Origin of the sequence: Nostoc sp. (assembly GCF_036917195.1) — a bacterium.
Taxonomy (GTDB): Bacteria; Cyanobacteriota; Cyanobacteriia; order Cyanobacteriales; family Nostocaceae; genus Nostoc.
In genome coordinates this window covers 1-26,165 of record NZ_JBALDG010000018.1, presented here as the reverse complement: position 1 = coordinate 26,165, position 26,165 = coordinate 1, and the positions used below count along the sequence as shown (strand labels likewise).

The following is a 26,165-nucleotide window of genomic DNA, read 5'->3' as shown; positions in this document are numbered from 1 at the left end:
TAATTATAGACAAAAGTAACTATACAGGCATTCAATGATGATATTAGACCTATCTTTTCAGTTTTTCTCTGTCTTGTAAAGTTCCTAAAACTGGCTTCATCTCAAACGCTTTGAGCTTTTGTGCAGATGCTTCACTTTTAGTCAAACCAAAAACGTTGTGACCAGTCTCTTTGAGTCGTTGTGCAACAATTGAACCAATATACCCTGTTGCCCCTGTCAGAAAGATGTTTATAGTTCACTCCCTTGAAATCAGAACATTACTGCGGTCTGACTATCTAGCAAAGTAATAATATGCAGTTCAGCACACCTATCTATGGGATTATTCTATATTTTTGTCGGCTAACTCTTATTAGCTCGCTTAATTTTTGAAATAGCGATCATTTATCGTAGTATCATTCGAGCTTGAGCAACTGGTTACAAGCTAGGCAAACTGACGCCACAGTGTACTAGTCCCCAGTTCAACGCAAACAACGAATCGCCTCTAATAGACCTCTAGCTTTATTCAGTGTCTCTTCGTATTCTTTCTCTGGCTCAGAATCAGCCACCAAACCTGCACCGGCTTGTACACTCACTGTCTGATTATGCACTACCATTGTGCGAATTGCGATCGCAGTATTTAATTGTCCTTCAAAATCGTAATATCCATACACACCGGAATAAACACCTCGACGACTAGACTCTAACTCGTAGATAATTTCCATCGCCCTAATCTTGGGTGCGCCGCTTACCGTACCTGCTGGGAAGGAAGCTTTCAGTAAATCCCATGCTGTTTTATCAAGTCCTAATTTACCCACAACATTGCTAACAATGTGCATCACATGGGAGTAGCGCTCAACTACCATTAATTCGTCAACTTTGACGCTACCACTTTCACAAACACGCCCTAAATCATTCCGCCCTAAATCAACAAGCATTACATGTTCGGCAATTTCTTTAGGATCTTCAAGTAAATCCTTAGCGAAGGCTGCATCTTCATTGATGGTTTTACCTCGTGGACGCGTTCCTGCAATCGGACGTACCGTTGCTATCACTCCACCATGTGGATCAGTTTCAGCTTTCACCATCACTTCGGGACTGGAACCGATGATTTGCCAATCTTGGAAGTTAAAGTAAGCCATGTAAGGCGAAGGATTTATCTGACGTAGGGAGCGGTAAAGGGCAAAGGGGTCGCCTGTGTATGGTGTTGATAGTCGCTGGGAAATTACTACTTGGAAGATATCGCCTGCTTTAATATGTTCTTTTGCTTTTTGGACACTAGCACAAAAATCTGGGCGGGTGAAGTTGCTGGTGTATTCCTCTGCTCCTCCAGATACGCGACTTCCAGGCGGTTTCCATTCCAATCTGGTTTTTTGCGGCGATAAAGGTAAAGATAGCTTTTCGAGCATTTGGGTGACGCGATCGCCAGCTTGTTGATATGCTGCTTTTAAATCTACTTTGGGGTCACGTAAATCAGCATAAGCGATCGCCCAAATTTTCCGCTTTACCTGGTCAAAAATCAATAGGTGGTCTACCTGCATCCACAACCCATCAGGGATATTTCGCTCATCTGGTGGATAAATTGGCACGCGCGGCTCAATCCAGCGAATTAATTCATAGCCCCAAAACCCAAATAACCCGCCAATTCCTGGCGGTAGCTGTGGTAACTTAACTGGGTTATAAGGTGCTAAACATTCGGCTAAAGCTGTAAAAGGGTCGCCTGCAAAAACGACCTGCGAACCATCGCGGTTTGTCTGTGTCGTGCGATCGCCCCTTGCTTCCAAAACCCAAACCGGATCACAGCCCACTAAACTATAGCGTCCTAGTTTTTCTCCGCCTTCTATCGATTCCAACAAAAAGCTATAGGGCTGACCTGCACAGACTTTATACCAAGCAGATACTGGCGTATCTAGGTCTGCTACCCATTCTTCATATACTGGGACGAAGTTGCCTTGCTGCGCTAGGGTGCAAAACTGGGAGAAATCCGGAAAAATCATTATTTTTAAAAGATAATTGGTAATTGGTAATGGGTAATGGGTAATTCTTTTTCTTACCAATTATCCATTACTAATTACCCATTAGCCACTAAAGCTAGTTATGGAGCGTCGTAGGTATTAACACCGCTAAACTTAAGTTTAGCTTGACTGGGGTTTTGTCCGATCCGACGGTCTACATAACGCACTATGTCACGACCTTGCTTCACCTTTTCGGGGAATTCACCATCAGCTGGGTGAATTAAAGTGGTTTCTCCATTGGGTAAAATCCGGTAAATTTTGTAATCTGTAATTTTGAGTTTCCGGAGTCTTTGACCGCCCAAAGCGATGCCATATTCTTTACGAGCTAAATACAGCAGGTTTTCACCTTTTTGCATAATAGCGGCACCACCTGTAGGCAGTTCAAATACTTGCTCTTTCGGGCTAGTCCAAGTGATAGCGTACTTTTCTTCCACTTCTGCTTTCTTTAGCAAGCCACCAGTGCTGCCAGCAAATAGCGGGGTTTGTCCAGAGAGTGTTTCTGCCATAAAGATGATTCTCTCAACGTTTTTAGGGAATCCTAACACCGCAACCAGGATCATATTGCGATCGCGTCATAGACTGTAACAGTTTTTAGTCTTTTAGTCATTTGTGATTAGTCAAAAACCAATGACCCATGCCAATACTATTTACTCTTGACTTTTGTCCGCTTTTCCTCATAGCTACTCTGAACAATCGGTATGGTGAAGTGAAACTGACTACCCTGGTCTTTGCCAGTTGACTCTGCCCAAATTTCCCCACCCCAGCCATTAACAATTTGACGGCAAATTGCTAAACCAAGTCCAGTTCCGCTAGTGGTGCGGCGTAGCGCTCCTTCTTCTTGATAGAAGCGGTCAAAAACTACTTCTAAACGATTCGGTTCAATGCCGCGTCCAGTGTCAGCTACAGTCACCTCGACCATTTGATGGCTATTCTGAACTGCTTTAATAGTGATTTCTCCTTGGGGTGGTGTAAATTTACAAGCATTGTCTATGAGTTTTGCCAGTACTTCTACCAGCCAATCACCATCAGCTCTAACCAAAGGTAAGTTTTGGGCAATTTGAGTTTTGATTTTGGGCGGCTTTTCCGTTGAGGAATGCGTGCGATTGCGGCTAAGTGATAAATCCACACACTCTTGTAAAGTGAGGGATTCTGGATGCCATTCCACCCGACCACTTTCTAAGTTGGAAAGTGTGAGGAAATCTTGTACCAGTTTTCGCATCCGCTCTGAGTCGGAAAGAGCAGTGTTGAGCATGACCTGCTGCAACTCCAAGGGCATATCCGGCTCACTAGCAAGACTTTCTAGGCACACTTGAATTGTGGATAGGGGGGTACGCAGTTCGTGCCCAGTAATGGCTATGAGGTTGCTGCGGGTGCGGTCTAGGGCTTCTAGCTGCTGGTTAAGTTCTTCTAGGTTGGCGTAAGCTTCCGCTTGGATGAGAGCTGCTCCCACTTGGGTAGCGATCGCTTTTACCAAATCTAATTCCCCAGGTTGGCACTCGTGCGGTGGCATTCGGCAGTAGTGCAACTCCACGATGCCCAATAATCGCCCCTGATAAAATACTGGTTCCATCAGCCAAGAACGAATGGCAAACTTTTTGGCAATTAAGGAAAGTCCCGGCGAATCGGTAACGCGAGGGTCAATCAGCGTATCGCTTACACAAACACCTTCGCCAAGTTCTACTATGTCCTGAAAGAGAGAATTTTTCTCTAATTCCCAGGTTTGCCCACGAACAGATAAAATACCAGGAGTCAAAAACTCGTGTTCCATTATGGCTTGGCTATCTGTGGCTTGAGCGCGGTAAATTAGACAGCGACAAGCTTCTAAATGTTGTCCTAATTCTTGTGCCGCCACCTGGAGAACTTCGTGAGGATCAAGCGATCGCCGAATGGCAGTGCTAATCGTATTGACTAATCGTTCTTTACGTGCTTGGGCAGCAATTGAACGGTAGGCTTTGTGCAATTTGTACTGGCTAGCTTGCAAATAAGTTAGTAAGCGCTGCACAAAGGGATCAGTATCGATGTCACAAGCATATTCGTTGATCTGTTCTGCTCCAGAGTAGCTTCGCGGCTCTTTGATGCCAAACCTTTGGCATCCCTCCTCAATTTTGCTTGCTAGTTCTGGTCTGTAAACCAAAACCCTGTCTAAGAGCAATTCGGCTGCTTTGAGGCTAACTCCCCTTTCTGATGTCCAAATTCCCTCAAATCTTCGCGCTGCGTCTATATCCAGATTCGGGCTTAGTTCCGGTAGTTGCTTGTTTTTGGCGATAGAACCAAGGCTTTCCCGGCAAACCAGACAAGTCGCGTAATTGTCAGCAATCACTATCAAATGCCACTCTTGACTTAAGCCATCATTTAGCTCAAAAGCTACCCTTTCATAGTGTTCTGAACTATTGGTAAAATTGGTAAAATCAGTTTCTGGAGCAGATAATACGTATACTTGATTACTTCGTAAGGCTAGTCGCTGGTAGCGATGAGCTTCTTGGCGGTAGAATCGCTCTCGCTGGAAACTAGCAATTACAAGGGGTTGGGCTAAAGTCCCAGCCAAAACTTGATCTTCCATCGCATGGGAGAGCGCCGTTAGTGAAGCCTTGAAATATAGCTGGGACCGCAAGTAGGGTAGGGACTTTAGCAGATCACTCAGCACAGAAGTTGAAATGCTCATGAATTATCGTTTAACGCCCAATCTCAACAAGATCCACGTCACAGCTGCATTGTACAAATTACAAGGGGCTTTCAAGTTAAATAGACTAGTTGCAATATGTAAAGAACGCTAAAAAGCACTTTTCACCAACGTAAACGCAACACTTTGTTACTAACTAGCAGGAGCGCATACAGCTTCATTTACAGAAAGTCGGCTTGTAGTCCATCTCTTCTAGGGGTGGAATCAACCGCTCGACTTGGAGCATGGTTTTTTCCAATGTCAAATCATCCAATGACCCGAAATCCCACGCCTTCAGGCAGTAGGATCAGGTTAAAAAGATGTTTTAAATCATCGGCTACTACGCCCAATATACATTCTCGACTAGCTTTGCATATCCTTGTACAGGTAAAATCTTTCAGCACTAAGTACCAAATAATTAATTACTACTAACCACTGATCATTGATTGATAGTCCATGCGACTTTACTTACATTGTATTTATGCTCACTAAAAAATTTTCTTAGCCAAAAATCATTACTGCTACATTCACATAATTTAATCCATAATTAGTGATTAAATTTAATCAATTAATTATTTATCATAAATTTGTCTAATCAAATACCAAAGAGATTTAAGACAAAATCCTATAATGGTAGGGAACGAATGCTCTCTACATCCAACAAAAACTGTAAATTTCGCCTTTTTGCTGAGTATACTAGATGTTTTGTGTCTTGAGAAAGTTGAATGACTAATGAATTATCTCAAAATCCTCAGTTTTCACTCTTGACTTTAGACTTATAAAATAGAAATTTCTCAAGATTTACTTATATGGATTTGAGCGCTGCTATTTTGTCAACAGTATGTAAGGATTACTTTGGCTAGAATAGCTCAAACGAGTTTTAGAGAGCGGATTTTTTCGGAAGTTGTGAGTGTCAGCGACCTCTACTCGGAAGACCACAAAAATCTAGACCTGTACACGGAACTTTGACTAATGACACCGGATACGCTAATAACCCCGGAAAAAATTTTCCTGGATGGAAAAACTTTTATTCCTGCCGAACAATTACCAATCCCGGAGTGGCCTTGTGTTGTGAGTCAAAGGCCACAACCGACACTGACGGTGAAAGATGATGATTTATTTTTTGTAACAGATACTATCGGGAACATTTCTGGCTGTTCCCTCAACGATGGCAATCCCAGCATGGGACTGTTTTGTTGTGATACAAGATTTCTCAATCGCTTAGAGTTGCAAATTGAAGGGCGATCGCCTGTACTCCTCAGTAGTACTGCGGAAAAAGGGTTTTCACTCTCAGTTTTGTGTACCAACCCTAGAATCGATGAACGCCTGAAAGCTGACACTGTAGGAATTCGCCGGGAAATCGTGCTGAATGGGGCACTATTTGAAGAAATAGAGATATCTAACTACAGCACAACTACCGTCAGTTTTGAACTAAGTATCAGCTTTGATGCAGATTTTCTTGATTTATTTGAAGTCCGGGGCTATGACAGAGAAAAACGAGGTAGGCTTTTACGTCTAGTGGAACCGACGGCTGAAGAAGGAACATTTTCTCCCGTCGATGGCGTTTTGCCTATACCCAAAGAGCCACCATCTTTTAGGGAAGAATCCTTAACACTTGCCTATCAAGGTCTGGATGAGTCGGTGATGGAATCCCGTATTCTATTTCAGCAGCGGCAACCAAACTATTTCAAGGGTTACACTGCGGTTTGGCAGCTAGAGTTGGCTTCTCACGAAACTCAAAAGCTGGGCTACCGAGTGAATATGTTGAAAAATAACCAGTCCAGTTCAACTGTAAGCGCAGCTTTCACCTTAGGACAGGCGAAAGCTGCTGAGTTTATGGAGAAGCAAAACTGGGTACAGCAAATTACACGTATTAGCTCAGATAAGAATACCTTCAATCGAGTGATTGAGCGGGCTGAACAAGATATGTATTTGTTGCGCCAGTCTTTTGGTAAGCATAAGACTGTTTCTGCTGGAGTGCCGTGGTTTTCTACACTATTTGGACGGGATTCGCTGATTACAGCTTCCCAAGCCCTGATGTTAAACTCGCAAATCGCCAAGGAAACCCTGATACTACTGGCGACACACCAAGGTCAAATCGACGACGAATGGCGCGAAGAAGAACCGGGTAAGATTTTGCACGAGTTACGTTTGGGAGAAATGGCTCGTTGTCAAGAAATTCCCCATACACCTTACTATGGTACAGTTGATGCCACTCCGCTGTGGCTGATGCTGTATGCCGAACATTATGCTTGGACTCATGATCAAGAACTCTTAGAGCAACTTTGGCCGAATGCTCTAGCCGCAATGGAGTGGATTGATCGCAATACCAAACAAACCAGCTACCTCAGTTACTTCCGTAAATCTAAACGCGGTCTTGTTAACCAAGGTTGGAAAGATTCTGGCGACTGTATTGTAGACCACAAGGGAGAATTAGCCAATGGCCCAATTGCCCTTTGTGAGGTGCAAGCTTATGTCTATGCTGCAAAAATGCGCCTAGCAGAAATAGCTAGGATGAAGAAGCGGCTTGATTTGGCAGATCGTTGGCAAGAAGAAGCTAGAAGTCTTAAGGTTCGTTTTAATCGAGATTTTTGGGTGGAAGACCAAGATTTCTGCGCTTTAGCTTTGGATGGAGATGGCAAGCCAGTAGACAGTATTACCTCAAATCCTGGTCATTGTCTACATTTGGGCCTGTTCACACCCGAAAAAGCCTATAGTGTAGCAGAACGCTTGCGGGCACCAGATATGTTTAATGGTTGGGGCATTCGTACCCTGAGTAGTTTGTCACCTGCCTACAATCCAATGGGCTATCACATTGGTTCAGTTTGGCCCCATGATAACGCTCTGATTGCAATGGGATTGCGATCGCTTGGTCTGATCGATCAAGCCCTAGAACTTTTCCAAGGTTTATTCGACATGACTAGTCGGCAGCCTTACCAACGTCCTCCAGAACTTTTCTGCGGCTACGAACGGAACGGTGATAATGCCCCTGTGCAGTATCCAGTTGCCTGTACTCCCCAAGCTTGGGCTACTGGTAGTATCTTCCAACTGCTGCAAATGATGGTTAACTTGGTGCCTGACGCTCAAAATAACTGCTTGCGAATAATCGACCCCACTTTACCAGAATCGATTAATCGCCTGTCCTTTCATAATTTGCGAGTCGGCCCCACCATCCTCGATTTAGAATTCGAGCGTTCTGGGACTACGACTGCTTGTCGCGTTGCAAGAAAACGAGGCAATCTTCGGGTAGTTATTGAAGCTTAAGAAGAGTAGGGAGTGCGTAATTCACCACTCCCTATTTTATGCTTAGTGCGATCGCTCTAAGCATCACCTGAAATTCAGCAGCATGTCTGTCCTACCATCCACTCCAACCAACGCAGTGTTAATCTGCTTCATCACCAGTGTGTAGAGTTCTCAATAGCTGCTCTGTAAGCTCGATCAATTCATATACAGAATTTTGCGTAAGTTCTGTAGTTTTGAAGCCATGAGCAATAGAATTACGTAATGGGAGTAAATTCATTAGTAACTGATACTCAGATTTTGAAATTACACCTTCAGTTGCTAATTGGTTTATTAAGTAGCGTGGATCAAATCTTTCTAAACTTAGCTCTTCTTTTTGGGCAAGAAGTCTCAAAGTTGCTTCTACCAAAGACCAGGAATATAGGAGAGCTAATTCTGAATGTCGCGTTGTAAGTTGCCTTGCTACTTGCAAATGTGATTCTATTTCATGTTCTTGAAGAGAACCCTCTGCTTTCAGAGGATACGTTGTATCCTCCGGGTTGGTCATTACTAATTCAAATCTCCAACCAGGATGTCTTTCTACCGCTTGAGCTAAATTACCTAAGTATTGATTAGAAGAAGAGTTAAGTGAGGAGCGTGATTTGACTTCAATAACTACATTTTCTTCTCCCCGACGTACTATCATGTCGGGGCGATAGGTTTTAAGGAAGTCAGGCAAGTCTTCTATATTTGGATGAAAAAAAACTTCGTAACCCTTCTCACGATACTCCTCTGCTAGTTTCAGTAATCGCTCTCTTTCTAGGTTTGCAGTTGGAATTGCCATCAAGTAAGTACCTCCTGGTCAGGAGCATCAATTACGACAATATGCAAGAACTCTTTGCCACGGTCAAAGCCTTGCGCCAATATCGAGCTCATGTCTTCTACTTTAAAGTTACCTGATAAATTCCTCTTTCTAACTAGGAGGTCGCTTACTTGCTTATCATCGACGTAGGCTAATCCAATAATTGCATCTTGAATAGGCTTCACTATATTATCTACATCTATTTCAATAGAATCATAGAAATAGGTTATCTGGAGCATAACCAACCCAGTAGCTGTTTTTTGTTCCGAAGACCAGTATTTTTCAGCCTCTTGTCGCACTGTCGTTTTCCAATCTTGAAGACGATTGCCCTTACCGCGATTACGAGCCTGTTGTGATACTGGTGGCCCATTCACTATGAACTCAAATCTCGTCAATGCACTTCTAAACTAAGATACCAGGGATTATTTTATATGACTGCTAGTGTCATAATTACATCCGCTGATGGCTGATAGCAGGCTAACAGACAAATACTGCAACCCATAAAATAGTAAACTTCGTTCCGGTGCAGTGGGTTTATTAAACTACTCAACTTAGTATTTCTTTTTAAAAGGCTAAATCGCTATCACTCAACAACAGCAAAAGACGGGACATACAAAATTGGACGACTTTTATCGAGTCCCTTTGTTAAGACTTCAGCTTTCATATCTATCAGGTCGTAAGCTTTCCATCTACTCAACTTGACCAAGTTTTCTAGTAGCTTCAGGATTATCTTGAACAATCTAACAAATGATAAGTTAAGGATGTAAAAACAACAATTATTTACACCCAAACTGCTAATTCCTAACTCTTAGAGGATGTTTGAAAAGTATTGTTATTAACATCAAAACTTCAGAAACCTAACCCCCCGATCAAGCCTTCTCTGCAAGGGAATGGGGGTTTCAAAACCTTTCTCCCTATGGGGCAGAGGAATGGAAGCGGGGTTTTGAGTATACTTTATGACTTTTCAAACAACCTCTTACGCTTCCTCTGAATTTTCTCTCTTATGTCCTGGGGATGCTTCGTAAAGTGCATCGAGATGTTGACGCGCATCTTCAACGTTAATCGAACGCATTACCAAAAGTGGCTCTTTAATTAAGTTACCCGCGCTATCTAATAACTCTGGATGAGGTACAAACTGTTTTTTTGATGAATAATAACCATAGTTGCCTTGATTATTCATTGCCGAGGAATTCGTCGGATAAGTTCGATCCCGATCAAAACTGAACATCATCAGGTTGCGAATTAAGTTGCCAACAGCTATAAATGCAAGGATTGTAAAAGCAAGAATGTAAAGCAGGTGTAACATTAGATTTTCCTCCAAGACAGCAATTTTTAAAACTTTATTTTGTAACGCTTTACTTCGGCGATACTGTGACTTACAGTGAGGACGAGTATTTAACGCGCTCTTTTACGTGCGCTTACATTTATATGGAGCTATTTGTCAACCGTTATCCAACTTACGGTAACATATGATACATTATTTTGTGAATCTAAATAATGTTAAGAAATTGTTAAGATTTTTGTACTCTCTGTTTAACGACTGATCTAGCGTTTTGTCGTTATACATCGCTAAGTAGTCTGCCAAAATTTAGCAGATGCTCCTATCTGCTGCTTAGACTTCACGCCCCTGACGGTAGCGCATTGCCACATTCCAGCATTCTGTTACTAGTTGATGCCAAGGCATTATTGTTGCCATATCAATCCCGACTTGTTTATCAGTTGCAGTAAATAGCATCTTCGCCGTATTTAGTTCATCTTGCGCTTGCTTAACCCGCAAGAGCAAGTCAGATTGCTCTTGGTCACTCATAAATGATAGTTGCTCAGTTTCGAGTAAATGGCGCGATCGCGTAAACCAATGCTGAAAATCTTCTAGCAGAGGTTCTAAAACCGTTTTCAGCAACTCAGGCCCTGGTACATTTGAGTTTGACATAAATGAGAACTATATTTCCAACTTGCTTACTAATATTAACGTTCTTTATGTTTCTTAACACTTTTATTATTTCTCTCATAATTCAAAAGAGGTGAAAAGATGTAACAAAGAACACATAATTCATTATATAGTCTTGATATCGGGTTTGTACACTTCCTTTGGAGAGGCATCTATAGGTATAGCTGACACCGAGTTACAATTCATCAGATAATTTAGCGATCGCCTGGAATCCTGAGTTTGACACTCAGCTAACCGCTCAAAAATTTATCTTCATCCCCGATCAGAAATTAATTCAGTAGTTGGAAGAGAAAGCCGAACTGGCAAAAATCAAAGTCGTTATAGTTGAATAAGCCTACAGATTCAGATAAATCACCTTTTGTAATCACTTCGCCAATGGTTCAGCAGCCAATGTCGCCAAATTCATCAAATCAGTCAGAACAAGTTGAAAAAATTTATTTACCGCGTACCAGCGAATCGGAGAACTTAAAAAAGATTCGCCACACTGCTTCCCATGTAATGGCAATGGCAGTACAAAAGCTGTTTCCCAAGGCACAAGTTACAATCGGCCCTTGGATTGAAAACGGTTTTTACTATGACTTCGACAATCCAGAACCATTTAGCGAAAATGATCTCAAAGCCATCAAGAAAGAGATGGTGAAAATTATCAATCGCAAACTCCCAGTCATTCGGGAAGAAGTCAGCCGCGAAGAAGCCGAACGCCGGATTCAGGAAATAAAGGAACCTTACAAGCTAGAAATCCTGGGAGATATCAAAGAGGAACCAATCACGATTTACCACGTGGGGAATGAATGGTGGGATTTGTGTGGAGGGCCTCATATGGAAAATACCAGTGAATTAAACCCGAAAGCAATTGAACTAGAAAGCGTTGCTGGTGCTTATTGGCGTGGGGATGAAACTAAAGCCCAACTACAACGCATCTACGCCACCGCTTGGGAAAGTCCAGAACAACTCACTGAATATAAGCGACGCAAAGAAGAAGCCCTACGGCGAGATCACCGGAAACTGGGTAAGGAACTAGGATTATTTATATTTTCTGACCAAGTGGGGCCGGGTTTACCTTTGTGGACGCCCAAAGGCACTCTGTTGCGGAGTACTTTAGAAGATTTCCTCAAGCAGGAACAGATAAAACGGGGTTATTTACCTGTAGTAACACCTCACATCGCCAGAGTAGATTTATTTAAAACCTCTGGACATTGGCAGAAATATAAAGAAGATATGTTCCCCTTAATGGCGGATGATCAGGAGTCCGCAGCCAATGAACAGGGCTTTGTCTTGAAGCCGATGAATTGCCCTTTTCACATCCAAATATATAAGAGTGAGTTACGCTCCTATCGGGAACTACCTTTGCGATTTGCAGAATTTGGTACTGTTTACCGCTACGAACAATCAGGGGAATTGGGCGGCTTAACGCGGGTGCGCGGTTTTACTGTGGATGATTCTCACCTGTTCGTCACTCCAGAACAGCTAGATAGCGAATTCCTCAGTGTAGTGGATTTAATTTTGTCGGTGTTCAATAGTTTGCAACTGAAGAATTTTAAAGCTAGACTCAGTTTCCGCGATCCAGCTAGTGATAAGTACATCGGTGACGATGAAGTTTGGGACAAAGCTGAAGGTGCAATTCGCCGTGCAGTTGAAACCTTGGGGATGGAACACTTTGAGGGAGTTGGGGAAGCCGCATTTTATGGGCCAAAACTTGACTTTATCTTTAGTGATGCCCTAGATCGGGAGTGGCAATTAGGAACTGTGCAGGTAGATTACATTTTGCCAGAACGCTTTGATTTAGAGTATGTCGCCGAAGATGGTGTTCGCAAACGCCCAGTGATGATTCACCGTGCGCCTTTTGGTTCTCTGGAACGGCTAATTGGGATCTTAATTGAAGAGTATGCAGGCGATTTCCCTTTATGGTTAGCGCCAGTGCAAGCTAGATTACTGCCAGTGGGTGATACACAGTTAGACTTTGCTAAAGATGTGGTGACGAAAATGAGAGCGTTGGGCATCCGTGCAGAAGTTGATACCAGTGGCGATCGCTTGGGTAAACAGATTCGCAATGCAGAGAAAGAAAAAATACCCGTGATGGCTGTGGTGGGAGCAAAGGAAGTAGAAGCCAACACTTTGAGTATCCGTACCCGCGCTTCTGGGGAATTGGGAGTCATCCCTGTAGATGAGGTGGTGGATAAGATGAAGGATGCGATCGCTAAGTTCGAGAATTTCTAAAATCTAACCGCAGACGCACACTAATTACAATTGGTGTGCGTTTTGTTTAGTAGGGTACAGAGGCTAGTACCGCAAGGCGGAAGTCAAAAATCAAAAGTCACTTGTATTGAGCGTGACCGTAAAGCCTGCGGCATAGCTACGCCCTAAGCGCCAGCCTCTCGTAGAGAAGTAAAAGTCAAAAGTATTATGGAATGGGCTTTTTAGGAATTTTAAATGGTTGCTCCATTTACGGCGTAGGGTACTAGCTGGTAGGTTTTGGCAAAGGTGCGATCATAATGTATTTACAGCTATTTTCAGGTAAATAGACCATGCGGTAGGGGCACAGCAATGCTGTGCCCTTACGACAGATGTGGTTCAAATACATGAAAACTGCTGTAATATGACGTCAGTTCCACAAACCTCTCCCTGGCTTGAACTAATTTCAAGTCTGTGCCTTTGGAAGTCGGAGAGGGACGGTTTTGCATAATAAAGCCTCTTATATCATGTCCGCTTGATTACTTATTAAACCCCAAGAACCCCACCCCACCAAAGCGTAGCTGTCTCCCCAAGGCTCATTAATGGAGTTCAAAGACTCGTTAACGGAGTTCAGAGGTGGATTCATCCAGTTCAAAGACTCGTTAACGGAGTTCAGAGGTGGATTCATCCAGTTCAAAGACTCGTTAACGGAGTTCAGAGATGGATTCACGAGTATCAAAGACTCGTTGACGGAGTTCAGAGGTGGATTCACGAGTATCAAAGACTCGTTAACGGAGTTCAGAGGTGGATTCACGAGTATCAAAGACTCGTTAACGGAGTTCAGAGGTGGATTCATCCAGTTCAAGGACTCGTTGACCGAGTTCAAAGGTGGATTCGTCGAGTTCAAAGACTCATTTTAATTTTAACTTTTCACTGCATCTGGAAAGTCAGAAAGTATCACAGACAACAAAACCTTTCTCAATCACCGCACCCAAAAAAACTTTTTGAGTTATTCAAGATTGATAGGATTGATTTAAACACTTATGGAATCTGCTCTTCCTAAACAGACTGGACTTGAACAGACTGGACTTGCATAAATTACTATCAACAATTTTTGACTGACATCATGAACCGCTTTACCTCTATTTTGCTTGCAGGCTTGATAGCATCTGCATCAGCTTTGGGTATTTCTCCAAAAGCTGATGCTAATACACGAGTGGATTATCTTGCTGGGTTAGATACCTACGGCTATCAACACAACAATGATGGTTACTACGAACGTCAGAGTCGTCACCACAGAAATGATAATTATGAACGTGAGAACTATCTTCTCAACATTCGTGACAATAACTATCGCTATGAGCGCGAAAATTATCGCCGCCATGACCGCGATTATAACCGTCGCTATGAGCATGACAATAACTATCGCTATGAGCGCGAAAATAACCGCCGCCATGACCGCGATTATAATCGCCGCTATGAGCGTGACAATAATCGCCGCTATGAGCGCGAAAATTACCGCCGCTATGATCGCAATAACATTCGCAACAATCGTGATAATAACAACCGCTATGAGCGCGAGCGCGACTGGGGTCGTGGTTAATCCCTTTGCCTTAATTTATTAAGCTTAGTTCCAGGTGAACTGAGCATTGATTCTAATTGGCGGTAGGACAGACACAATCTCTTTTTCCACTCATTCCAATATCTGACTTTTCACTCTTATCATAGAAAACCTCGCTTCCATTCCCTAGTAACAAAGCTTCCTCAGGGATTAGGTTTAGCGTGAGTTTTTCTATATAGCAGTCCTAAATCATTCGTGAAAAGTTAGATTCCCGACTTCTTCAAGAAGTCGGGAATCTAGACACCGCCAATGACGTGAAAAGTCAGCTTTTTATTAACGCCACAACAGTTAGGGACTGACAAAAAATAAATTATTTATTCAAAATTATTTGTACATTTGTAGGGTATCTTGGCCTTGCACCCCTACGATAGGATGTTTTTTTAACTGGAAGTCCCTTAAATTCATTGGGTTAGAGAGAACTCTTTGATCAGCAGCTAATTCCTCTGATAATCGAAGAAGCTATTCGGTGTGAACTACCTGCTGTTGCATGATTCAACCCCAGTCCATTACTTTTTTTATAGATAGATGTCTTGGTAACAGACGCATTGTAGAAACGCTTCGGGCCGCAGGCATCACTATCAAAATCCATGACGAACACTTTGACAAAGGCGCTCAAGATGTGGACTGGTTGCCAGAGGTCGGCAAAATGGGCTGGGTTGTTTTGACCGAAGATGGCCAGATTAGCAACAATTTATTAGAAAGGATTGCTGTTGCGCGCGCTCAGGTCAAGATGTTTATATTTGTTTCCCAAAGTTTATCAGGGGCAGATATGGCCGCAATTTTTCTGAAAGCAATTGTGCCGATGTAAGAATTTGTTCGGAATCCTGCTCCATTCATTGCGAAAATCTATCGTGATGCAAGTATTGCCCTATGGAAAGACACTCAGGCGCTAGTAGAAGAATTAGAACGGTTTTTTAGATTGCGCGATCGCCTTTTTTGGATACTTAAGCGTCCAATCAAGTAGGCAGATAAGGGCGATCGCTTTTTAATTTGGTGTAGATGCTTAGGCATGGTTGAAGCCAATTTGTAATGGGCTACCTCCCGACGAGTTGAACTGATCAACTCGCCACCCATATTAGAGTTCAATTAACTTGAAGCCCCAAGGTTTGAGAGCCGCTTCAGCTATTTCTGAATTTACACCTTCATAAGCCTCCCATTCCAAGGGATGCTCTTTCGGATGTCCGTCGCCGACATTACCTGCAACTTTGATAATCGGACAGTTGGCGATGCGATCGCGCTCCAACCCTTTTGGCACTACTAATTCGATTTTGTGACCGACAAACTTCGCTGTACTTTCATTAGCTACAGATTCACGGATTAAACAAATATCACCAGCAGTCCCCCAAGTCGTTTGGTAGATGTAAAGGAACGATATATAGGTTTGTGGTTTGATGGATCTTTTTAGAACTTGCATTATCTGTAATCCTTACACTATGAGCGAAAAATCATATGAGTATTTTCTATCACCTTCGTAGAGAAGAATGTTTTTAACTCACATTTTGCACCTAGCCCAGGCGATTAGAAACCGCCTGGTGGAATAGATGTGAAGCTCAACAGGGCTATTTCATTCTCCGAAAAGCCTGCCTCAGAATGAATTCACCAGTCTAATAGCGAAAGTAGTCTTTAGACAACCGAGAAAAGGTTATATTCTGTTAAAACAGACTTTGCTCGTTTTGAGTCTGAGACTCGGAATGCCTAAAATAGGCTGCTGCCTCCTACACAAGCGGCAGCAGCCCAATGAGGTGCATTTCCTTCGTTAGACCTGGAAACGAGATAACAAGCGATGCCTACGCTAGATGTGAAACTCAAAACACGATAATCGCCCACATACTAACTCCCAAAGCGATCGCTGCTAAGTGTTGCCAAAGGAGCGATCGCACTGGTTGCTTGGCAATTTTTTGTGTTAATAACATAGTCATCAACACTGAGAAAATTATCGTTGCACCTTGCAAAAAGGCAATCACAGCCGGGTGAGCAACCAATATTGGTAATTGTTCACTACTCAAACCAAGAGTAGCAAAAGTAACGGGTAAAATTCGCCCACCTTCGCCTAAGCCCAAACGCAGATAGTGAGCCAAGTTTCCCCCCAAAACTAATGGTAGATAGCCATAGGCAAGTTCTACAAATGATCGAGGCTTACGGTTAAAGTTGAACACTTGCAGCAACCCATAAGCTGCAAAGGTAAAAATTGCTGGGATAATTAACACTAAGAGCGATAATCCAAAGTGCTGCCAAAACTGAGTTAAATCTAGTTGTAACCCCAACCAAGATTGCAATTCTGGCAAGCGATGCAGATATATCCCGCCCAACAACAAAAACAATAATGCTACTTCATAGGTGCGGGGTACATGAGTTGTCCACAGTTCAATTCCAGGGGGACGCAAGTTGAACTCAACGGAACGATGAGGACAGGCTTTTAGGCAAGTCATGCACAGTACGCAATCTCTGTTATCTTCTAACTGTGCTGGGTGCGAGTATAAAGGACATCCATTCGTTTCCATCCCTTCGCCCTTTTGCGGCCCACCTTTATAGCACTGATACGTGGTACAACTGGCAGAACAAATACCTTGCTGTGCCCGGAGTTCCGTCATTGAAAGTTTGGCAAATAAACCATTCATCCCGCCGATGGGACAGAGATACCGACACCAAAACCGCCGCTCAAAAAGAGCAGAGAAAATCATTGCCCCAGCGGTAATTAACAGTAGCAAACAAGCGCTAAGATAGGCGGTATTTTCTAAATGCCACAGTTCTTCCCATAAGAAAATTAGGGTGAACAAACCAAACATGAACCATCCGCCCCATTTCTCAGCTTCTTCTCTCGGCCAACGCTTGAGTTTTCGAGGCCACAGCCAGAGAGATAACTTTTGGGTAATTTCCCCGTAAATCATGAAGGGACAAACAGAACACCAGATACGACCCAAAAAGGGAAAGAGAAATAAGAAGAAAGGCCACCACCAAGCCCAAAATAGATTTAATACGAAATTGCGATCGCGGGTTTGAGGGCCAATAAATAACACTGCAACAATAATTGCAAAAGCCGTTGCAGTGAAGCCATAGTTAATGCGATCAGGCCACCAGGGACTACGTAAAAACCGCCGTAAACGGGGATAGGCATTTAAAAGATTCACCCGAAATCGTTTTTTCTTAGTTTCGGCTGGCCAGAAAATTTCTTCTGTTAATTCATTCGCCCCCTCCGCTTGCACGATCGCCCTTTCTACCAGATTTTTCAATTCCTTGAGGTTACCAGGAAAATCATAGGACTGGAGGCGACGCAAAGCTTCTGGGGTAATGTGCGGTTTTGGAACGCCTCTAGCCCGAATGTAGAGACTAGTATAATATTCAACCTGTGCCTGAACATCGGTTTTCCGCACCCGTAGCGGTGGTACTTTAATAATGTGACCAACAGAACGTTCAATTGTCGGCTGAGTTTTTTCTGAAACAATCAGAATTCTGGCTGTACTGGGGCGAGGTTCAGATGCTGGTTCTCCTGAACGAGCCACGGGGGTATATGTGCCAGTTTTGATCAACTGCGTCACGGGAGGTAATAATTCTTTGGGCAATTCTTGAATATTGTTCAGAACTAGAGTCCCTTCTCCCAACCATTCCAACAGTCCTGGTTTACCGCCTGCGCGACCGAATAAATCTGCACCGCTCGTTTGCAGAATACCACAATTTACTTTAATAATTGGTTCTCGCCGTTTTGGAGAACCAAAGTGGATTAGGGCTGCTATATTGTCTTTTTCTAACCCTGGTTCTCCAAAAATATCCACTGATTTGCGGTCAGCAGCCGCTTCTCGAATTTGTTCCCGCAGCCGCACAGCATAGCGACTTGTACCGATAATTCCGCGTTGTGCTTTGGTGACTAAATATGGTCGCAAAGCTACTGATCGTTCTTGTTCATAGCCAAGTGCAGATGTAACTTCAGCTAATTCTTGAGCCAATTGGCGGGAAAAAGCCAGAGCAATGTCGGGGTATTGGGTGACTAATTCCCGAAATTTAGCAGCAGGTACAACCCACAAGTGACATTCAGTTACCGTAGTAATTGTGAATGGACTTAATTCATCCAACAGCAATTCTTGGAGTTCAATCACTGCTCCGGGGAGGAATCCACAAGCTAAAGCTGGGTTGGTTTCATTGGTACTATTGCTTTCAAGTTGACCTTCGACAAGAATATAAAGGGCTTCTGAAGGAGTGCCTTCGCTAACTAAGTCAGTTTCGGCACTCACTACTTGTTCTTCAATTACTTGAGCGATCGCATCTAACACTTCAGGCGAGAGAATTCCTAAAGTCGTCCGTTCTTGTAGCCATGTAACCGTTTCTGGAGATGTCATATTAATTTCTCCGTGTAGGCTGCTGTATAACAAGAATTATCCCTTGAAAGCTGGGTCAAAATATCTGTGTGTGGCGATGCATGACAAGTTATCTCATGTCTGTCTATATACCGATGATTCCGTATTGGAGTATAGCGTCGCCACCGCCTCAGTGAAGTTGTGAGTAGTATTAAATGTAAATGTCTGGTTCTTGCAGCCATCGGGCGACCCTACCCGCCAAAACTCCACCTAAAATTGGAAACTCAATTGATTTTTTTATAGCTATTTTTGACTTTTTTTTCTTTTGTGCTTGCTTGTTGAAAGAGGTGTGCATATTCTAAAACTACTATAGACAAAGAATTTTTCTATTTATATATAAAAGCTAGAAATGAAAATACGGTTATAAAAGCGGCATTTTGATACTAACTATAAGGTTTTCCTACATCAAACAAAGCAGTATATTTGCGCTGTAAGAATAAACAAAAAATAAAAAATGATTGACTTTAGCCTCACTCAAGAACAGCAGATGTTGCAGTCACTTGCGCGTGACTTTGCTCAAAACAAAATTGGGCCTATTGTTCAAATAATTGAAGAGTCTAACAATCTAGAGATGGAACCTTGGGATTTCTGCAAACAGATGTTTTATAAAGGGGCTGAATTGGGATTCACATCCTTGATGGTTCCAAAAGAGTTAGGAGGTGTGGGTGGAAAGTGCATAGACTTAGCTGTAGTGTTAGAAGAAATAGGCGCTGTTGATGTCAGCATTGCTTGTAGTTACTTTAATCTCACCGCAGCGATGTCGCTGTTTGTCAGCAGAGCAGCAACCCAAGAACAGCAAGAACGAATACTATCTTTTGTCAAATCAGGAAAACCACATCTATTTAGCGCCGCAGAGAGTGAATCTAATGTCGCCACCTCCGATTTGTTCTGCCCGCTCCCAGATCCCAATATTGGGATGAAGACCTTTGCAGCACGTGAGGGCAATGGATACATCCTCAATGGAACAAAATCCTCCTTAGTCACAAATGCTGGAATTGCGGATGCCTACTTCATCATTGCCCGTACAGCGATAGATAAACCATTGCGCGAAAGTTTGTCTATCTTTTATGTTCCAACAGATACACCTGGGATTAAGTTTGGCAAAAAGACACAGATGATTGGCTGGAAAGCCTCCCATCATGCTGAGATTTGCCTGGATAACGTCTTAGTCCCTGCACAAAATCTGATTGGACAAGAAGGGGAAGCAGGAAAACTACTGATGTTGGTTCCAGAAGTAGCTATTGGGCTGGCAGCTTCTTATGTTGGTTTGGCTCGTGCTGCTTATGAGTATGCTTTGAATTATGCCAAGCAAAGAGTTAGTTGGGGTCGTCCGATTATCGAACATCAAGCAGTGGCTTTAAAATTAGCAGATATGATGATTAATACCCAGGCTGCACGACTGGTAGTATGGGATGCTGCCCGTACAGCAGAAACTTCTCCCCAACTTGCCGCCACAGTCAAAGCACCAGCCGCCAAGACTTTTGCAGTGGATGTTGCAATCAAAAATGCACAAACAGCAGTTGAAATTCTTGGCGGCTATGGGGTGACAAAAGAGTGTTTGGCTGGCAAGTTTCTTGCTGATGCAACTATCGGGTATTCCTGTGACTTTACGCGAGAAGTCTTGCGTCTGGGGATTGTGAATTTTTTGTAATGGATTGAGGAGTAGCTAGTACCGCAAGGCGGAAGTCAAAAGTCAAAAGTATTATGGAATAAGCTCTTTAGTGCTTTTCAATGGTCTGCTTATTTACGCCATGCTGTACTAGTTACTTCCAGTAGCGGGCGTGCTAGGACAATATCTTATACCAAGTTGCCCCTTGTGTTTAATCCTGACTGATTCCCCTCTTGGCAAAAAACTGGGATGCTCCCACCTGTGTTCTATCCAATTAAAAACTGTTGTAACTTGGCACTAATTATGTGCAGCTATTGCATACTAATATCGGGGAATTAATCGGGAGAAATTATGGCAATTTATTTAGACTCGGCGATCGCATCTGAAGCTGAAGTTGTTAAGCTTTGGGGATGGGTGAAAGGCATTACAACAAATCCCACGTTGTTGTCTCAAAGCGATATCCCACCAGAAACTACACTCAAAAAATTGGTTGCCTTGACTTCTGGCCCGTTATACTATCAACTTGTGGCATCTGATAAAGCTGGGATGCTAGCTGAAGGTAGAAAAGCTTTCGAGATTATTGGTTCGCAAACAATTTTGAAGATTCCTGCAACACCGTTAGGTTTTGAAGTGGTGGCGAGTCTATCACCAGAGATTACCTGTTCGGTGACAGCGATTTACAGTGCAGCGCAGGCAGCAGTAGCACGGGAAGCAGGTGCTAAAATTGCCATAGCTTATGTAAATCGCGCTACGCGGTTGTTAGGTGATGGTATTGCCTTAATCCGGGATATGGCTAGCGTCCTCCAAGGCAGTGATACTGAAATCTTGGCAGCTAGTATCAAATCTCCTGAAGAAGCAGCGGCTTCATTGCAAGCTGGAGCTGATCATTTGACTTTACCATTGGCAATGTTGCAAGCGATCGCTACTCATGAATTTTCACAAAAAACTGTTGAAGAATTCGCTAAAGGAGGCATCGGCTTAACGATTTAAATATTGTGTCATAACGACAATTTAGGCATTAACAGCCAGTTACGTTTATAAATTCAGTCCTACTTTCTTGAATCTTGAATCACCGAATTTACGATGTTTAAATTTTGGATAATGGAATTAAAGATTCTTTTGTTCTATTATTTAATACATGTTTGAGACTTGCGAATTTAAACGCGAGAATAATTCTATTATCCAAAATTAATTGACTTTTCAAGTGACTTGATTGCTGGGGTCAATCCAAAATCTAAAATCTAAAATCCAAAATGGTATGAGTTTGTCAGATATCCCGAATCTCTGGGTTCCTTTAGCACTTTTAGGTTTAATTGTCCTAGCTGCTATATTTTTTAGTCGCAGTTAATCAGGACTTACGCACGGGTTATGAAAGAACGAACCACAGAGACACAGAGTACACGGAGGAATGAGAGTTTGAGAGGTTTTTTGCGTAAGTCCTATTAATCTGTGACAACTCCAAGATTGAATTACTACCTTCGCAGTGCAAAATTAGTTAATTCCTCTACTTCTCTTTCTCTATGTTCTTTGTCTTGAAAAGTTCCGATCACTTTCCCTTGAGTCCTCTTAATAATCTCACCGTTCGTGTTTTGTAAAAAAAGAAGAGAAACGGCGTTTGTGTCGGGCTTGCAGACTCATACTGAGCAACACACAGGCAAATATGGCGGTTGAAAGCAGCACTACACTGGCTCCAGAGGCGATATCGAGATAGTAGCTGAGGTAAATCCCCACAAAGGAAATTGCTGCTCCTAGAATGCCAGAAATAATCATCAGATAACCAAAGCGATCGCTCACTAATCGGGCAATTGATGCTGGAATTACCACTGCTGAAATAATCAGTGTCACCCCCAACACATTCAGTGTTGCCACCAGTAAAGTTGCTAACATCAAAGCAAATAAAGTATCCATTGCAAAAACGGGTACACCGTGAACCTGAGCAACTTCTCGGTCAAAACACCAAAACAGCAATGGGCGATAAAACAAGAAAACAAGACTCAGTAAGATGATCGTCACACCAGTCACCACCCACAAATCATTAGGGGAAACCCCCAATACATTGCCAAACAAAGCAGCTTCAAAGTTTTGGCTAAACTTACGATAGCTGCTGATCACAGCTACTCCCAAAGCGAAGCTAGCAGTTGTCACAATCCCAATCGCTGCATCCGAGTAGACTTTGCGTCCAGTCAAATATTGAATCAACAAGGCAGCTGCAAAACCCCAAATACCAGAGCCAATGTAAAAATTCAAGCCCAGTACATAACTCAGCACAGCTCCACCCAAAATTGCATGAGATAAACCGTGGGCAATGTAACTCATCCTGCGAGTTGTAATATAAACTCCCATAATGCCGCATAATAGCCCCGCCATCATGCCTACTAAAATCGCACGGCTAAAAAATTCATAATGAAAGGGTGTGAGTAAAAAATCCATATAAATTATTTAGGATTGCTGAATTTGAGAATGAATTATATAACTTTTAACTCATCTCAAAACCTGATTCAATCGTCTGACCCGCGTCGAATTCAAAAAATCGCGCCGCAACATCACTATCGATCAAGGAGGTTGACTCATTAGTGCAAATTAGCTTAAGTTATTTAGATAATAGATGATATTTAGATAATATATGACTACATTAATTTTCTCCGGCGTCCTTGCACTTGTAGTCGCTGGATTAATGGTAGGGAACGAAATCACGGTCGGTTTTTTCGTCCACCCGCAGTTATGGAAGCTCGATGACGCTACACATGTTAAAGCAGCCCAACCGCTAGCACGTATATTCGGTGCGTTCATGCCCTTCTGGTACGCTGCTACCCTTATCACTTCATCTTTTTTTACTTATCAGTTGCATACTCTTTCCAACCCCATATTTTTCAGGCTTGCCATTGCAGCCACCGTGATCTGGCTTCTTAGTATTATCTGTACTATCGTTGCTCTGGCACCAATTAACGACGAGGTTGCTAAATGGAATTTGGAGAACTTACCCAAAAACTGGAAAGAAAGGCGTAGACTTTGGGATAATCGTCATGCAATTCGGGCAATTGCATTGCTTATCGCATTCATTTTCCTGACAATTGCGTGCGTTGGAAGGTAAACTCAAGCCATTCATATATGCACGAAGCTCTCTACCCAGAAGTAGATATATTATCCCTCACTTTGCTAGCTCAAAACCACTCTATAACTGTAGCGACCTGCAATACTAATCACTCAAACCTGCAATCAAGACATTTTCTAACCAGGATTAATTGCAGCTAGAATTTCAGTTTAACCAGGATTAATTGCAACTAGAAAAGTTAAAAAAAGGAACGGTTTCTTTACTGCTTCACTGGTAAGGCTTAGTCCTTCTTAACCCGTCGGTTTTCCAGTAAAAAAACTCGATAAAGAATTCAAAGTTAACAAAGTTTAAGGGTTTAATTCCCCTGCCTCCACTGGCAGCAAGTTTTGATGCCTGATCTAAATCCCCGTCACAAAACGTAATTGCGAATTGCGAATTGCGAATTGCGAATTGGTTTAATATTAGTCTTTTTTCTTTGGCTCCTGGAGTGTGAGCTTTTAATCCTGTTAATCAGCAACACTAAGTATTTATCTTAAGCAGACTTCGAGTCAGATCGCCGTAGTGCGTCGGGCAAATTATCTTGCATTTGATGGCGTAGAGAAGTACCGCCACTAGCGATTAAGATTCGGTCTTGTTGGTAGAAAACTACCATTTCTCCACCAAAAGTCTGCTCAAGGTTGGCGGGAGTGAAGACATCAATCGGTTGACCTTGGCAGATTAAACCGTGGTTGAAACAAACTACCCAAGGCAAATGAGTAGCTACTGAGTTGAGGTCATGGGTGGAGAGGATAATTGTCAAACCTTGCTGATTCAAATCAGCTAATAGGTGCAAAAGTTCATGTTGAACGTGCAAGTCTGAACTACTGGTAGGTTCATCTAAAAGAACGATTTTCGGCTCTCCTACTAAAGCACGGGCAATGAAAACCCTTTGCTGTTGACCACCGGATAGATTACCGATAGGTTGATGGGCAACATGGGCAACGCCGACGCGTTCTAGGAGTTCGCTGGCTACTTGGCGATCGCGTTTTGAAGACCAAGGCAGCATTTTTTGTTTTTGGTAACGCCCCATCATTACCACTTCCAAAGCCGTGACTGGAAAAGTCCAATCTACTGTTTCCACTTGCGGCACATAGCCCACTAAAGGCGGTGCTAATCCAGGCTTTAAGCGCTTTCCGCCAAACCAAATCTCTCCAGCCCAAGGAATCACCAACCCTAATATCGCTCTAATTAAAGTGCTTTTACCACTGCCAGAAGGCCCCACCAAGCCGGTCAGTTGACCAGGGTAAAGTGTCAAATTAACATCCGTAAAAACTGGCTGGGTTTGGTAGCCACAAGTCAAATTTCTAACTTCAAGTATCGGTTCCATGCACTTATTTTCTCAATGCTACTTAGTTGCTGTTGGACCGACGACATTTGCAGTATTCAAGTTTTTCACTAAATCAGAATTTCCCCCTAAGCTAGAGGCGATAATCCGCATATTGTTAGCCATCATGCCAATATAGGTATGCTCAGGATTAGTATTTTCAATTGCATTGGCTGACCCCTTACCTGGTAACTCGTCATCGGCTGTGTTAGCGGTTTTTACATTTGCTTCGCGGGCAATTTGTTCTTCTACTTTGCTGGGGTAGACCTCAGAACCAAAAATTGCTGGGACGCCTACTTTCCGAACTTGGTCAATAAGCTTTGCTACATCTTTAGCGGAAGGTTCTTTAAAATCTGAAGGTTGGATTGCACCAATCACTTGAAAACCATACTCTCTAGCCCAATAGGCCCAAGAATCATGGTAGGTCAAAAGTTTACGGTTTTTAGCGGGAATACTGGCGACGATTTCCCGTGTTGCTTTGTCTAGGGCTTCTAGGCGTTGTAAATAATTTTTCAGATTGGTAGCGTAGTAATCTTTGCCAGCAGGGTCTAAAGTGGTTAACTGTTCGGCAGCTAGTTTGGCATAAGCCTCAGCATACTTGGGGTTTACCCACAAATGAGGATTGGGATCACCTTTTTCTTTCGGAAAGCTGAAGTCGAAAAGCCATTGGTCTTGGGTAATAGTTTTACTGCCTAGTTCAAAGATTTTAGTTTCTTTGGGCTTGGAGGCGATCGCTAGTTTTTCGGTTGGGGATTCTAAATGCAACCCATTGGCGATGATCAGATTAGCTTTGGATAGTAGATCGGCATCGCTAGGACGAGGCTCAAAGGTGTGAGAATCGGTTCCTTCTGGAATAATGCCTTTAACTTCTAGGCGATCGCCTGCAATGTTGCTGACAATATTTGTTAAAGGAGCAACTGTCGTGACAACTAAAAGCTTACTTTGTGTCTTTTGCTCTGCTGGAACTGGAGTGGTTGTTACTTTAGGGCTGGGAGACACCGCCGTATTCTGGGGCGGACTGCAAGCTACTACCATGAAGCTGAGTGCCAATAGCAATCCAGAGAGAGTCTTCATTACACTCAAGCCTTCTAAAATTCAAGGGTCAGCCTATTATTAAAGCTCTACTCAGTATAAAGATGCAATGCCCCCATAGAGTATTTTCGCAGTGAAATAATTTAGATTTTTTTTACCAACTGATCTCAGGACTCATTTGTTATTTCGGCGGACTCATTTGTTATTTCGGCGAACGCATTTGTTATTTCGGCGAACGCATTTGTTATTTCGGCGAACGCATTTGTTATTTCGGCGAACGCATTTGTT

Annotated in this window: 21 protein-coding genes; 7 read left to right on the top strand and 14 right to left on the bottom strand. The window is 42.9% G+C overall.

Translation table 11 applies throughout. The features are described 5' to 3' along the window. Positions 1–458 precede the first annotated feature (458 nt). From trpE to V7K40_RS05580, 3 genes are all read right to left on the bottom strand, one after another. Positions 459–1,973, bottom strand: coding sequence for an anthranilate synthase component I (gene trpE / locus V7K40_RS05590; protein WP_334957482.1), 1,515 nt, complete (start codon positions 1,971–1,973; stop codon positions 459–461). 98 nt (positions 1,974–2,071) lie between these two features. Next, positions 2,072–2,497, bottom strand: a complete 426-nt coding sequence (locus V7K40_RS05585) for a photosystem I reaction center subunit II PsaD (protein WP_334957480.1) — start codon at positions 2,495–2,497, stop codon at positions 2,072–2,074. Positions 2,498–2,634: 137 nt separating this feature from the next. Beyond that, entirely contained in the window at positions 2,635–4,653 is a 2,019-nt protein-coding gene (locus tag V7K40_RS05580; protein WP_334957478.1) for a DICT sensory domain-containing protein, read from the bottom strand. Between the two features lie 969 nt (positions 4,654–5,622). On the opposite strand from V7K40_RS05580, the gene V7K40_RS05575 reads away from it, so the two are divergent. Then, positions 5,623–7,914, top strand: a complete 2,292-nt coding sequence (locus tag V7K40_RS05575; RefSeq protein WP_334957476.1) for an amylo-alpha-1,6-glucosidase — start codon at positions 5,623–5,625, stop codon at positions 7,912–7,914. Positions 7,915–8,032: 118 nt separating this feature from the next. Here V7K40_RS05575 and V7K40_RS05570 read toward each other — a convergent pair whose 3' ends face one another. From V7K40_RS05570 to V7K40_RS05555, 4 genes are all read right to left on the bottom strand, one after another. Then, the gene (locus tag V7K40_RS05570) at positions 8,033–8,713 is read right to left on the bottom strand and encodes a hypothetical protein (RefSeq protein ID WP_334957474.1); all 681 of its coding nucleotides are present in this window, start codon (positions 8,711–8,713) and stop codon (positions 8,033–8,035) included. Continuing rightward, positions 8,713–9,126 carry a RusA family crossover junction endodeoxyribonuclease gene (locus tag V7K40_RS05565; RefSeq protein ID WP_334957472.1) on the bottom strand — a complete coding sequence of 138 codons (414 nt, stop codon included), beginning with the start codon at positions 9,124–9,126 and terminating at the stop codon, positions 8,713–8,715. The genes V7K40_RS05570 and V7K40_RS05565 overlap by 1 nt, the downstream gene beginning before the upstream one ends. A 581-nt stretch (positions 9,127–9,707) precedes the next feature. Then, positions 9,708–10,037, bottom strand: coding sequence for a DUF2973 domain-containing protein (locus V7K40_RS05560; RefSeq protein ID WP_334957470.1), 330 nt, complete (start codon positions 10,035–10,037; stop codon positions 9,708–9,710). 306 nt (positions 10,038–10,343) lie between these two features. Continuing rightward, the gene (locus tag V7K40_RS05555) at positions 10,344–10,661 is read right to left on the bottom strand and encodes a DUF2605 domain-containing protein (RefSeq protein WP_334957468.1); all 318 of its coding nucleotides are present in this window, start codon (positions 10,659–10,661) and stop codon (positions 10,344–10,346) included. A 393-nt stretch (positions 10,662–11,054) separates the two neighbouring features. On the opposite strand from V7K40_RS05555, the gene thrS reads away from it, so the two are divergent. Then, positions 11,055–12,896 carry a threonine--tRNA ligase gene (thrS, locus tag V7K40_RS05550; RefSeq protein ID WP_334957555.1) on the top strand — a complete coding sequence of 614 codons (1,842 nt, stop codon included), beginning with the start codon at positions 11,055–11,057 and terminating at the stop codon, positions 12,894–12,896. 475 nt (positions 12,897–13,371) lie between these two features. On the opposite strand, the gene V7K40_RS05545 is transcribed toward thrS, so the two are convergent. Continuing rightward, positions 13,372–13,758, bottom strand: a complete 387-nt coding sequence (locus V7K40_RS05545; RefSeq protein ID WP_334957466.1) for a hypothetical protein — start codon at positions 13,756–13,758, stop codon at positions 13,372–13,374. Positions 13,759–13,977: 219 nt separating this feature from the next. Here V7K40_RS05545 and V7K40_RS05540 point away from each other — a divergent pair, with 219 nt between their 5' ends. After that, positions 13,978–14,454, top strand: coding sequence for a hypothetical protein (locus V7K40_RS05540; RefSeq protein ID WP_334957464.1), 477 nt, complete (start codon positions 13,978–13,980; stop codon positions 14,452–14,454). A 505-nt stretch (positions 14,455–14,959) separates the two neighbouring features. Continuing rightward, the gene (locus V7K40_RS05535) at positions 14,960–15,280 is read left to right on the top strand and encodes a hypothetical protein (RefSeq protein ID WP_334957462.1); all 321 of its coding nucleotides are present in this window, start codon (positions 14,960–14,962) and stop codon (positions 15,278–15,280) included. A 74-nt stretch (positions 15,281–15,354) separates the two neighbouring features. Here the strand turns inward: V7K40_RS05535 and V7K40_RS05530 are convergent, their stop codons facing one another. From V7K40_RS05530 to V7K40_RS05520, 3 genes are all read right to left on the bottom strand, one after another. After that, entirely contained in the window at positions 15,355–15,558 is a 204-nt protein-coding gene (locus tag V7K40_RS05530) for a hypothetical protein (RefSeq protein WP_334957460.1), read from the bottom strand. Beyond that, positions 15,548–15,886 carry a hypothetical protein gene (locus tag V7K40_RS05525; RefSeq protein WP_334957458.1) on the bottom strand — a complete coding sequence of 113 codons (339 nt, stop codon included), beginning with the start codon at positions 15,884–15,886 and terminating at the stop codon, positions 15,548–15,550. Before V7K40_RS05525 ends, V7K40_RS05530 begins: the two co-directional genes overlap by 11 nt. A gap of 391 nt (positions 15,887–16,277) precedes the next feature. Then, positions 16,278–18,803 (bottom strand): cyclic nucleotide-binding domain-containing protein, encoded by a 2,526-nt coding sequence (locus V7K40_RS05520; RefSeq protein ID WP_334957456.1) that lies wholly within the window; start codon positions 18,801–18,803, stop codon positions 16,278–16,280. Between the two features lie 472 nt (positions 18,804–19,275). Between V7K40_RS05520 and V7K40_RS05515 the strand changes: the two genes are divergently transcribed. Further along, positions 19,276–20,472, top strand: coding sequence for an acyl-CoA dehydrogenase family protein (locus V7K40_RS05515; RefSeq protein ID WP_334957455.1), 1,197 nt, complete (start codon positions 19,276–19,278; stop codon positions 20,470–20,472). Positions 20,473–20,781: 309 nt separating this feature from the next. Continuing rightward, positions 20,782–21,420 (top strand): transaldolase family protein, encoded by a 639-nt coding sequence (locus V7K40_RS05510; protein WP_334957453.1) that lies wholly within the window; start codon positions 20,782–20,784, stop codon positions 21,418–21,420. A gap of 585 nt (positions 21,421–22,005) precedes the next feature. On the opposite strand, the gene V7K40_RS05505 is transcribed toward V7K40_RS05510, so the two are convergent. After that, a complete protein-coding gene (locus V7K40_RS05505) occupies positions 22,006–22,860 on the bottom strand; it encodes a metal ABC transporter permease (protein ID WP_334957451.1) in 855 nt (284 codons plus the stop codon). A gap of 193 nt (positions 22,861–23,053) precedes the next feature. On the opposite strand from V7K40_RS05505, the gene V7K40_RS05500 reads away from it, so the two are divergent. Then, positions 23,054–23,521: a DUF1772 domain-containing protein gene (locus tag V7K40_RS05500; protein ID WP_334957449.1), complete on the top strand. Its 468-nt coding sequence runs from the start codon at positions 23,054–23,056 to the stop codon at positions 23,519–23,521. A 493-nt stretch (positions 23,522–24,014) separates the two neighbouring features. Here V7K40_RS05500 and V7K40_RS05495 read toward each other — a convergent pair whose 3' ends face one another. Both V7K40_RS05495 and V7K40_RS05490 read right to left on the bottom strand, forming a co-directional pair. Then, the gene (locus V7K40_RS05495; RefSeq protein ID WP_334957447.1) at positions 24,015–24,848 is read right to left on the bottom strand and encodes a metal ABC transporter ATP-binding protein; all 834 of its coding nucleotides are present in this window, start codon (positions 24,846–24,848) and stop codon (positions 24,015–24,017) included. A gap of 18 nt (positions 24,849–24,866) precedes the next feature. Continuing rightward, complete coding sequence (locus tag V7K40_RS05490) at positions 24,867–25,919, bottom strand: metal ABC transporter substrate-binding protein (RefSeq protein ID WP_334957445.1); 1,053 nt, start codon at positions 25,917–25,919, stop codon at positions 24,867–24,869. Positions 25,920–26,165 lie beyond the last annotated feature (246 nt).